This is a genomic window from Pseudofrankia saprophytica (genome assembly GCF_000235425.2).
Classification (GTDB): domain Bacteria; phylum Actinomycetota; class Actinomycetes; order Frankiales; family Frankiaceae; genus Pseudofrankia; species Pseudofrankia saprophytica.
The window spans coordinates 1,663,072-1,674,426 of sequence record NZ_KI912266.1; the positions used below are offsets into that span (position 1 = coordinate 1,663,072).

Annotated in this window: 6 protein-coding genes; 2 read left to right on the plus strand and 4 right to left on the minus strand. The window is 72.5% G+C overall.

What is annotated here, in order from left to right; genetic code table 11:
* Positions 1-52 precede the first annotated feature (52 nt).
* Positions 53-1,651, plus strand: a complete 1,599-nt coding sequence (locus FRCN3DRAFT_RS43080; RefSeq protein WP_007511128.1) for a metallophosphoesterase — start codon at positions 53-55, stop codon at positions 1,649-1,651.
* 64 nt (positions 1,652-1,715) lie between these two features.
* On the opposite strand, the gene FRCN3DRAFT_RS0207100 is transcribed toward FRCN3DRAFT_RS43080, so the two are convergent.
* The 3 genes from FRCN3DRAFT_RS0207100 to FRCN3DRAFT_RS0207110 form a co-directional block, all read right to left on the minus strand.
* A complete protein-coding gene (locus tag FRCN3DRAFT_RS0207100) occupies positions 1,716-2,882 on the minus strand; it encodes a glycosyltransferase (RefSeq protein WP_007511126.1) in 1,167 nt (388 codons plus the stop codon).
* A 33-nt stretch (positions 2,883-2,915) separates the two neighbouring features.
* Positions 2,916-5,591 carry an O-antigen ligase family protein gene (locus FRCN3DRAFT_RS49260; RefSeq protein ID WP_051466171.1) on the minus strand — a complete coding sequence of 892 codons (2,676 nt, stop codon included), beginning with the start codon at positions 5,589-5,591 and terminating at the stop codon, positions 2,916-2,918.
* 125 nt (positions 5,592-5,716) lie between these two features.
* Positions 5,717-7,495 carry a P-loop NTPase family protein gene (locus FRCN3DRAFT_RS0207110; protein ID WP_007511122.1) on the minus strand — a complete coding sequence of 593 codons (1,779 nt, stop codon included), beginning with the start codon at positions 7,493-7,495 and terminating at the stop codon, positions 5,717-5,719.
* 630 nt (positions 7,496-8,125) lie between these two features.
* Between FRCN3DRAFT_RS0207110 and lysS the strand changes: the two genes are divergently transcribed.
* Positions 8,126-9,676 carry a lysine--tRNA ligase gene (gene lysS / locus FRCN3DRAFT_RS0207115; RefSeq protein WP_007511120.1) on the plus strand — a complete coding sequence of 517 codons (1,551 nt, stop codon included), beginning with the start codon at positions 8,126-8,128 and terminating at the stop codon, positions 9,674-9,676.
* Positions 9,677-9,773: 97 nt separating this feature from the next.
* Here the strand turns inward: lysS and FRCN3DRAFT_RS43095 are convergent, their stop codons facing one another.
* Positions 9,774-11,078 (minus strand): sugar transferase, encoded by a 1,305-nt coding sequence (locus tag FRCN3DRAFT_RS43095; protein WP_198535945.1) that lies wholly within the window; start codon positions 11,076-11,078, stop codon positions 9,774-9,776.
* Positions 11,079-11,355 lie beyond the last annotated feature (277 nt).

Consider the following 11,355-nt stretch of genomic DNA (forward strand, 5'->3'; position numbering starts at 1 on the left):
CCGCTGGACGAGGGGGACGACAGGTGAGGACCGGAACGCCGGCAGAGCCGCCATGCTGACCCCCTTCGGGGAGATCCCGGACCGGCTCGCCCGGCACATGACCATGGCCGAGCAGCACGAGTACCTGCGGCGGCGCCGTCCGAGCAGGCGGGCCGTGCTCGGCTCGGCGCTCGCCGCGGTCGCCGGGCCCACCCTGCTGGCGGGTACCGCCAGGGCCTCGGTCACGACGCCGGCGCAGGTCGGCCCGCGTTACCTCGCGTTCGGCGGCGACCCGGCGCGCGCGATGACGGTCTCCTTCTCGACCCCGGCGCGGTTCGGCCGTGCGCTGGTCCGTTACGGCCCCGTGGCCGAGACCGGGGAGGCCACCGACCTCGGTGCCACCGCCGAGGTCGAGCTGGCGAACGTGGATCTGGCCACGACGTCGTACGGACACGCCAACCTCACGGCGCTGGCGCCGGCCACGGCCTACCGTTACCGGCTCTCGGTCGACGGGGCCGAAGGTCCCGAGGGCACCTTCACGACCGCTCCCGACGGCCCGGCGCCCTTCACGTTCACCGCCTTCGGCGACCAGGACGTCACAGCCGACGCGGTAGCGATCCTCGGCCAGGTGGCCGGCGCGAAGCCGGCCTTCCACCTGCACGCGGGTGATCTGTGTTACGCGGCCGGCGGGAGCGGACTGCTGACGGAGTCATTCTCCATCCGCCGCTGGGACCGCTGGCTGGACCAGATCTCCCCGGTCGCGTCGAAGGTGCCCTGGATGCCGGCGGTCGGCAACCACGAGATGGAGCCCGGCTACGACATCCACGGATATGGCGGGGTGCTGGGCCGGCTCGCGGTGCCCACCGGCGGCGCGCCGGGCTGCCCCGCCACCTACGCGTTCCGCTATGGGAACGTCGGCTTCATCTCGCTCGACAGCAACGACGTGTCGTACGAGATCCCGGCGAACTTCGGCTACTCGGCGGGCAGCCAGCTCCGCTGGCTCGAAGCGATCCTCGCCAGGTACCGGCGGGACCGCTCGGGAGTCGACTTCATAGTCGTCTACTTCCATCACTGCGCGTTCAGCACGAGCAACGCCCACGGTTCCGAGGGCGGGGTCCGGGAGCTGTGGGTGCCGCTGTTCGACCGGTACGCGGTCGACCTCGTCATCAACGGCCACAACCACAGCTACGAGCGGACCCTGCCGCTGCGCGCCGGGAGGCCGGTCGCGGGCGGGGCCGGCGAGGTCGACTCGACGGTCGGCACGACCTACGTCACCGCTGGCGGCGGTGGAGCGGCGCGTACCCCCGGCTTCGGGCATGTCAGCGGCAGCAGCACGATCTGGCAGTCGGACGGGCGGCCGTACTCCGAGGCCGTGGACTGGTCGATGCCGACGGGGGCGGACCAGTACTCGGTGCTCATCGCCGAGGTCGCTCCCGGCCCGGCCGCCGGCGGGGAGACGACGATGAAGCTGCGGGCGGTCGGAGCCGACGGCACGGTCCTCGACCGGGTCACCCTGCGCCGTCCGGCGCGGCCCCATGAACCAGCCGCGGCCCAGGCGGAGGGCGGCGGTGACGGGGTGGCGCCGTGGGCGATCGGCGGCGCGGCCGCGCTCGCGACGGTGGTCGCGGCCGGTGGCGGCTACGCGGTCCACCGCCACCTGACCACGCGCTGACGACGCTGGCCGCTCGCGCTCCCGCTCCACGCCCGCTCGCCGAACCGGAGCGCGGGCGGCTGGCTCAGCGCGTGGCCGCCAGACCGTCGACGACCGCGGCGATCCTGGTTTGGTACTGCTCGATTCCGAACCGTTCGGCCGCCTCGGCCTGGCCGGCCGCCGCGAGCCGGGTGGCGAGCGGCCAGTCGTCCAGCAGGCGGGCGATCGCGGCGGCCAGCGCCTCGGGATCGTCCGGGGCGACGAGCAGCCCGGTCCGTCCGTCGTCGATGATCTCGACGAGCCCCTGCGTCGCGCTCGCGATGACCGGCCGTCCGGCGAGCAGGGCCTCGACCGCGACGTTGCCGAACGGCTCGACCCGGGAAGGCACCAGGACGAGGTCGGCTGTGCGGAAGAAGCTCTCGGCGTCGGCCTGGAAGCCGTGGAAGTTCACCCGGCCTGAAAGCGGCGGCTCGTCGGCGAGGATCCGCAGCTCCTTCTCGAACCACTCGTAGCCGTCGAACGTGCTGCCAACCAGGTCCAGCCGCACATCCCGGCCGTCCGCGCGCAGCCGCTGGACGGCCTTGACCGCGACGTCGCTGCCCTTGCGCGGGGAAAGCCGGCCGACCAGCACCAGCCGGGCGGGCGCGCCGGGGCGTGTGCGCATCGGCTCGGTCCTCGCCGGCGCCGCCACCCCGTTGTAGACGAGCTCGATCCTGGCCGCCAGGCCCGGCATGGAGGCCACCAGGGCCGCCGAGGCGGCGGAGCTGTTGACCACGACGATCCGGGCCAGCCGTAGCGGGGCGGTCAGCGCGAGCCCGACGAGCCGTCCGGTCTGCTCCGCCTCGTGCACATGGACCAGGCAGGTCCGGCGGGTCAGCCGGGCGGCGGCCAGCCAGGCCGGGATCGTCAGCGTGTTCACGTAGACCACCGCCGGCTCGACCTGCCGGATCAGCCGACGGAGCTCGACGATGGCGCGCGCCATCCTGGCCGCCAGGCCGAGCGCCCGGGCCGGGCGCAGGTACTGCTTGCGCAGGACCGGGACGTCATAGGTCCGGATCTCGGCTCCCGCCCGCTCGAGCAGGGGGCGCAGCGGCCCGTCGCCCGGCAGCACGACGACCGCCCGGTCACCGGCGGCCACGACGGCGCGCACCGAATCGACGAGCATCCGGTCGGAACCGTAGAGCTCGACCGATGGGTGGGCGAACAACACCGTCCGCGGGCCGGCCACGGGAGGGACCGCCGTCGCCGTCACAGGACCTCCGCGATTCGCTGGAAGGGTGGGCATTCAGGGCACCGGAACCCGTGGGGCTGGCGGCCGCGCCGCCTGCGCCGATGCCGGCGAGGGCGACAGCGACGGCGACGGCGGTGTCGTGGGGCTTCGCGGCGTCGTCGGCCTTCCCGGTGGCGTCCGGCCTCGCGTCGCCGGCTGGCGCCGCGGCTGCGGCCGCGGTCGTGGCGGTGGCGGTGGCGGCAGGGCGCGCCGACGCGCGGACACGCGCAGCAGCGTGCCGGTCCAGCCCACGAGCACGAACAGCAGGATGTTCGCGACGTTCGCGGGCGCGGCCATGTGCTCGGCCGTCAGACCGTCGATCAGGAGGAACACCACGAGCGCGGTCAGCATGGTGAGGTCGGCCCGCTCGGTCGGCGCCACCCGTCGCCACAGATGCCGGAGCGCGACCGCGAGCCCACCGAGCATCGCGAGCCAGAGCACGACGCCGACCAGGCCGCCGTCGACCATGATGTTGATGAACGCGTTGTGGCCGCCGCCGAGGCCGATCTGGCTGTAGAAGATTCCGCGTGAGGCCGTGAAGCCCCAGCCAGTCAACGGTTTCTGCTCGAACGCCTGGTAGGCGAGGGTCCACAGGTTCGTACGGTCGTTGAGCGTGGCCAACTGCTCGGTCGACTCGCCCCGCGTCAGATAGCCGAGGATCGTGTCCGACGAGGTGATCACGCCGATGGTGGCCAGGATGCCGATCGTGAGCAGCAGGTCCGCGCGCCGCGCGCCGCGCGCGCCCAGGACGATCACCAGCAGGATGGCGACCACCGCGCCCGAGAGCGCGCCGCGGGTCTGGGTCGCCAGCAGTCCGTACCCGACGATGACGAGCAGGACCCGGTAGACCCAGTCCGGCCACACCCGGTGCGGCCGGCCGGCCCGGACCAGGTAGCCAGTCACGATCACCGTGGCCGCGCCCGCGTAGATCCCGGCCACCACGGGATGGACGTAGAGCCAGGTGAAGCGGCCCGCCGTCAGGTTGCTCACCGGGGGGAACGGATGGACGCGGCCGAAGAGCACCGAGGCGGCGACCAGCGCCACGAAGGCGTGCGCGAGCCCGTGAAGCTGCCGGCGACTGGCGCGCCGCGCGATGGTCTGGGCGATCGCGACGGTGAGCAGCAGCTGGGCGCCTCGGACGAGCGCGAGCTGACGGTAGGGCGACCAGAGCCCCGCGCACACGCAGTAGATCGCGAAGATCCACGCCAGGTTGATGACCGTCGCGCTTCGGCGCCCGGCCGGCGCGCGCGCGACGGTGAGCAGGAGGACGGCCGCGACCGCCGCGTAGACGCCGATCTCTATGAAGATGAAGATGTCCGGCTGCCCGGACACGGTCGCCTGCTGGTCACGCAGCCGCAGCTTGTAGTCGCTGGCCAGCATCAGCGGCAGGATGACGAACGCCAGCGCCCACCGGTTCTCGCTCGGCAGCAGCCGTGGCATGGGCATCCGAACCGGCCAGAGCGACCGCTCCCGGGCCAGGGCGCGGGCCCAACCCGGCCCGGCGGCGGCCGTGGTCGTAGGGGTGGCCGTGGCGCGTGACGGGTCAGCTGGGTCGGGTCGGCCGGCGAGCCGCTGGAGCCACAGCGCGCTGCCGGCCCGCGCGGCCGCGAGCGCGGCGGGAGCCAGCGCCGGGTGGTCGGCCGCCAACAGGCCGAGCAGCAGGGCGAGGCCGACCAGGGCGTCGAGGAAGCGGGCGACGAAGACCGTTCGGGACCGCCGGCGCGCGACGAGCGCGGTCGACGCCGGGAGCCCGAGCGCCTGGGTGCAGGTGTACAGGGCCCAGGCCAGCACCGCCACGGACGGCACCGTGATCTCCGGCCCCACGACCAGCCTCGACAGCGGGCCGGAACCGGCGACGGCGACCGCCCCGACCAGCACGGTGGTGCCGATCAGCAGGGCACTGGCCCGCCTGACCCGCTGCCCGGCCCGGCCCGCGCCCGCGGCGTAGAGCGGCAGCAGGACGTTTCCCGCGGCGTTCACCACCAGCTGCGCCGGCGCGAGCAGCAGCCGGGCCGCCTCGACCCGGCCGAGGGTGGCCCGGCCGGCCAGCACGCCGATGAGCACGCGTGCCACGAACAGGAGCGCGGGAGCGAGCCCGGCCTGCAGCGACCGCCACAGCGCGAACGAGACGATCTCGCGAAGCAGCTCCGGCCGTGGCCGGCCGAGCCGCAGCCGCGCCAGGGGGAGCTGGCCGAGGGCGACGAGGATGGCGACCACCGCTCCCGCGGCCATCGCCAGCACGACCACGACGAGGCTGATCGAGATTCCCGCGGCCGTCGCCCCCGCGAGCGCCGCCAGCGTGGCGCCGACGTAGACCGCGTCGTTGGCCGCGAGCTTCCAGAACTCCAGCCTGGCCATGAGCACCCGGCGGCACAGCTCCTCGTTCAGCCAGAGCAGGACCAGCGCAGCGAAGGCCACCGCCCCGACCGGTTCGAGCTCGCCGAGCGAGATGGCGACTCCATAGCCGACGCCGGCGGCGAGCATCGACAGGACGGCGTGCAGGGCGAGCACCGTGCCGCGCAGGTGTGGGTCCTGGCGGTCGAGCACGGTGAGCGAGTCGCCGACGAACGCCGTGTACAGCGCGGTGAGCAGCACCAGCGACGAGGTGAGCAGCGTCAGCGAGCCGAAGGTGTGGGCGCCGAGTGCCCGGGCCGTCGCGATCTGGATGACCAGGCTGCCGCCGGCGTTCACCGCCTGCGAGGCGACGGCGCCGGCGGCACGACCGCCGATCCGGCCTGGCCGCGGGAGGCGCGAGCGGGGCGGCGTCTCGCGTGCTTCACGACCCTCCAGCCGGGATGGCCGTGGGAGTCGGGACATCAGTGCCGGGTGGCTATGGGCCGCGCCGCCGGGGTGTCGGCGCCGGTGCCGTTACCGGTGCCAACGGGCTCGGCTTCCGCGGTCGGGCCGGCCTCTGGCGTCGCGGTGGCCGCTGTGGCCGCTGTGTCCGCCTCGGCTTCGGTGAGCCCGGCTTCGGCGGGCACGGTGCGGTTCGGCGCCTGCTCGGCGCCTGCCTTCGGGCCGGTGGGCGTACCGAACCCGTCCGCTGGGCGAGGCGTCTCCGCGACGATGGGCTCGCGGTCGTCAAGGGCCCGGTAGGTGGAGCGTTCCTTGGCCATTCGGGTGATCACCACGCCGACGATGGGGAGATCCGCGGCGGCGGTCTGCGTGCGCAGCCGGTGCAGCGGACGGGCCGGCGTGCGCCGGCGCACCACCGCCACCATTCCGGTCGCGGCGGTGGCCAGTGCGAAGACGTCCACCGTCGCGCCAGCGGCCGGGGTGTCGACCAGTACCACGTCGAAGGTGTCCCGCAGCTGGTCCAGCGCGTCGGTCAGGGCTCGTCGACGCAGCAGGCCGGCCGGTTCGCCGACCGCGCGGCCGCGCCCTACCACGGCCAGCTCGCCGCCTTCGGCCGCCGGAACCGTCCGGATGGCGGCGGCGAGCGTCGTGGTTGCGGCAGCGAGCTGCGCCAGGCCGGTCGCGCCGGGCTCCGTCGGGAACCGGCTCGTCAGCTGGCCGGTCCGCAGGTCGCCGTCGACGATGGCGACCCGGGTCCCGCCGGCGGCCAGCGCGGTCGCGAGGCCGATGGTCGTCACGGTGCGTCCGTCCCGGCGGCCCGAGCCGGCCACCAGGTACAGCCCGTTCCCGGCGGTCGCGGCCAGGGCGTCGGCGACCGCGTAGTAACCGGGCAGCGCCCCGTGGGCGGGATCGGCCAGGCCGGCCCGCCGGCGCGCGTCGACGGTGGGGATCTCGCCGAGCAGCGGGGCCTGGAGCAGCTGCGCGGCCTCGGCGCCGTCCTCGACCTCTCGGCGCCGCCCGGCCCAGGTCCAGGACGCGGCGCCCGCGATCAGCAGACCCACCAGCGCTCCGAGCATGCCCGCGCGGGCGGCCCTGGCCACCTTGCCGGGGCGTGGCTGCGCGGTGGCGGGGTCGATGAACGTCGTGCCCGAACCGAAGAGCGCCGCCTCGGTCTGCGTCTGGGCGGCCTTCTGCTGCAGCGAACCAAGGGCGGCGGTCGCGGCCTGGACCGCGGCGGTGTCGACGGCGTTGTTCGTCCTGATGCCGGCGAGTTCCTTGTTGAGCTGCGCCCTGGCCACGGAGACGGCTCCCAGCGCGCGGTTCACCGCGTCGTTCGCGGCTCGCAGCGTGAGGCTCTGGTAGGCGGTGACGACCGCGTCCGCGCGACGCATCGCCTGCCGCGGGGTGTCTCCGTCGGCCGTCACGACCAAGATGTCGGCCGATGCCGAGGCGGTGACATTCACGTTCGCGCGCAGGGTGCGGACCGATGTTCCGTCGCCGAGCTCGTTGGCGGCCTCTCCGAGAACGTCCGTGCCCTCGGCGAAGCGCTCCTGGCCGTCCGCATAACGGCCAAGATCGGCCCCGGAACTACCACCGCCAAGAAACAGCGCCAGGCTGCGCGGGTTCGCCAGGCCCATACGGGCGACGGCCTTCGTCGGCGGCGCGTTCACCACCCCGACAACCGCGGCCACCAGCACGCTGGCCAGCACCATGAAGGCCGAGAAGGCACGGTGACGCCACAGAGATGACAGCGGACCCGGACCGGTGTCGTACTCCGCGGCAAGATCGGAATCCTGCACGCGACCCCCAGATAGACGCGTCAACGTTAACACGAGGGCGGTAGACCGTGAACGGGAGGCGGCCAGTGAGCCACCAACGGGCGAGTTTGACCCCGTCACAACCACCAGGTGGCGCGATGTGATGCGGGCGTCGGACCGCCCGTGCCACCGCGCCATTTTGGCGCTTCACAGGGTTGTAGATGCGGTCGGCCGCCGAGGTTCCGGCCGCTCGTCGACGCCGGTCGGCAATGGTCGGGATTCCATCGACGAGATCCTTGGACGCGATGCCGTGGAATGCCTCCGTTGTTGTTTCCGGTGACGTGGTGGACCTACCGCCGCGGATCACTTCTCTAAATTGGGTTTTCGTCGTTCAGGCCGCCTCGTGCGGGCCTGGCCCGGCGCGGTTTCCGCCGATCCGCCGATCCGCCATCGGCCTGGTGCCGGCTGCCGGGTCGGTAGGCTGGACATGGGTACCGTCGGTAGCCACCCACGCTCCGCTCACGGCCGGCCTCGCGCGCGGCCGTTCGCGCACGCGCGGCGAAGCAGCTTGCCGCGGTCGTCCAGGTTGGTCCTGACGGCTGATCGGAAGGCGGGTGCGGTGGCGGCGACGGTCCGGGTTATCACCCACGACGGCGAGAAGGTGCGGGTTCGATGACAGCCGACGGGTCCGGGGCGCCGCTGCCCCGATCCGGGTACCAGACCGACACGGTGGCCCGGGACGTCCAGACCGCTCCAGACGGCACGCCGGCGCGGATCGCCGGGCGGCTGGTGCTGTGGCGCCGGATGGGTGGCCTGGTCTTCGGGCATCTGCAGGACCGCAGCGGTCGGGTGCAGATCTCGCTGGCGCGCAACGACCTCGGCGAGGAGACCTTCAAGGCGTGGCACAGCTCCGCGCGGGTCGGTGACTTCGTCGGCGTCACGGGCACCGTCTTCACCACGCGCAAGGGCGAGCGTACGGTCGCCGCGAGTGACTTCACCGTGCTCAACAAGGCGGTGCGGGCGCTGCCGGACAAGTGGCACGGCGTCGCGGACGTGGAGACCCGCTACCGGCGCCGCTACCTGGACCTGCTGGCGAACCCCGAGTCGCGCGAGCGGTTCCAAGTCCGCTCACGGGTGATCAGCAGGATCCGCCGCTTCCTCGACGAGGCGGACTTCCTCGAGGTCGAGACCCCGATCCTGACCGAGGCCGCCTCGGGAGCCGCCGCGCGCCCGTTCGTCACCCGGCACAACGCCCTCGGTGAGGACTTCTACCTCCGCATCTCGCCGGAGACCTACCTCAAGCGGCTGGTCGCGGGCTCGCTCGACCGCGTGTACGAGATCGGCCGGAACTTCCGCAACGAGGGGATCGACCCCTCGCACCTGCAGGAGTTCACGATGCTGGAGTGGTACGCGGCCTACTGGGACTACCACGACAACATGAGCTTCGTGCGTGAGCTGATCCTCGCCGTCCTCGACGACGTGCTCGGCTCCCGAACGGTCACGTACGAGGGCGTCAAGCTCGACTTCGGCGCCGACTGGCCGGTGGTGGACTACCGCGAGGAGGTGGCCCGGCGCACCGGCGTCGACCTGCGCGTCGTCCGCGACTTCGAGACTCTCCGGGAGAAGTGCGCCGCCCTTGGCCTGGACGTCACCAAGGCGGCCTCGTACGCGGCGCTGGTCGACCTGCTCTACAAGAAGACGGTCCGTCCCGAGCTGGTGGCGCCGTGTTTCCTCGTCGGGCACCCGGTCGAGCTCGTGCCGCTGGCGCGGCGCACGGACGAGGACCCGACCCGGCTCGACATCTTCCAGGTCGTCGTCAACGGCTGGGAGATCGTCAAGGCCTACTCCGAGCTGGTCGACCCGGTCGACCAGCGGGCCCGGCTGGAGGAGCAGGCCGAACTGCGGGCGGCCGGCGACGACGAGACGATGATGCTGGAAGAGGACTTCATCGAGGCGATGGAGTACGGCATGCCGCCGATGTCCGGCCTCGGCCTCGGCATCGACCGGTTCGTCGCCCTGATCACGGACGCGCCGACGCTGCGTGACGTGGTTCTCTTCCCCTCCATGCGAGGCGCCAAGGGAACCGGCGGGGACAACGCGGCCGCTGTGGACAACGCCGCCGCCGCGGACGGTTCCGCCACCGCGGACGGTTCCGGGGCTGTGGACGGTTCCGGGGCCGGCGAATCCGGCCGCTCCGAACCGTCCGGCGTTCCCGACATCTGACCGGCCCACTCGGTCCGCGCGGCCCACTCGGTCCGCGCGGTCGTCGCGGACCGGTCTTCCGCCAGCGGTCTCCACCGCGGGCGGAAGGCCGGTCCGGTCACCGGCCTCTGGCGAAGCACACCTCTCGAACGGTCATCAAGATGATCTTCACGTCGAGCCAGAGTGACCAGTTCTCGATGTAGAAATTGTCGAACCGGGCCCGGTCCTCGATCGACGTATCGCCGCGAAGACCGCTGACCTGCGCCAGGCCGGTCAGGCCCGAGGGCACTCGATGCCGGTGTCGGTAGACGGGAAACTCCGCCGCGAAACGGTCCACGAAGTGCGGGCGCTCGGGCCGCGGGCCGACCAGCGTCATGTCTCCCCGGAGAATGTTCCACAGCTGTGGTAGCTCGTCGAGCGACGTCCGGCGCAGAAAGCGCCCGACGGCGCCGAGGCGGTCGTCGGTGGAGATGTTCCAGCGAGTGGCGGACTCGGCGTCGTCGACCGGCTTGAGACTGCGGAACTTCAGCAGCTCGAAGTGGCTGCCATCCTTGCCGACCCGGATCTGCCGGAACAGCACTCCCGCCGGGTCCTCCAGCCACACGGCAATCGCGGTCACCGCCAGCACGGGCGCGAGGAGGACCAGCGCGGTGGCGCTCAGGACGACGTCCAGCATCCGCTTTATCAGCCAGGACGGGCCGCTGCGCCGTGGATAGCGGATACGGGCGACCGGAATGGCCCCGATATGGTCGCGCAGTCCCCGGGCCGGCTGGATCTCGAAGAGGCGTGGAACGACGAAGATCTCGCAGGGCCGGTCCGCCGTCGCCCGCAGCATCTCCACCACGCGGGCATCGGAGCTCTGGCTGAACCCGACCAGCACGACCTCGACGCCGTAACCGCGCAGAATGATCGGAAGATCGTCGAGGCGGCCCAGGCGTGGTACGAACCGTTCGGCGGGCCGGTCGCCGGAGGCGGCGTCCAGCAGCCCGATCAGCCGCAGCCCGTAGCCCGGATTCGCCGTCAGGGTGGCGGCAAGCTGCGCGCTGACGGATTCCGTTCCGATGAGCAGGGCCGTCCTACTGCCGAAACCCTTCCTTCGGACGCCGCTGATGAAGCGGTACGCCAGGGCGCGCGCGAGGGGCTGCGTCGCGATCGCGGTCAGCGCCAGGGCGGCGAACACCTTCGTGCCCGGGCGCATCCCCAGCAGCTCCACCCCCACGCCGCCCAGGAGGGCCGCCGACAGGCTCCTGGATATCAACGACGGCATCTCGTCCAGGACGGACAGATGCAGGTGCGGACGGTAGAGACGGCCTCCGTGGAAGAAGAGCAGACAGACTACCGTGAAGGCCGCGAGTGGAAGCCGTCCTTCGCGTAGCAGCGCCGCTGGCCAGGCCAGTCCGGCCACATCCGCGACCAGCACCACGAGCCAACTGTGATGACGTCGGATTGTCCTTTTTCCGTCGGAGGCGAGGATCTCCCCGTCGGTGCGCTGTCGCGGGACCGCGAGCTGGTCCATCACGAATCACCGGCGACCGTTGCCGGTACCGGCGGAACGGAGGGACATCTCGTTGGCCCGCGATCTACTGCGGATGAGAGCCACGCGCGCGACGGACCCATGGCGGGCCGTCGATGGCGCAGTGAGCTGCTTCATTTCTTCCCCTTGCGTGACGGTGCGCTACTGCCGCACCTGGCGGGTTGAA

Coding starts and splice junctions, on each gene's coding strand:
- FRCN3DRAFT_RS43080 (WP_007511128.1), top strand. CDS start 53: ATGCTGACCCCCTTCGGGGAGATCCCGGACCGGCTCGCCCGGCACATG.
- lysS (WP_007511120.1), top strand. CDS start 8,126: ATGACAGCCGACGGGTCCGGGGCGCCGCTGCCCCGATCCGGGTACCAG.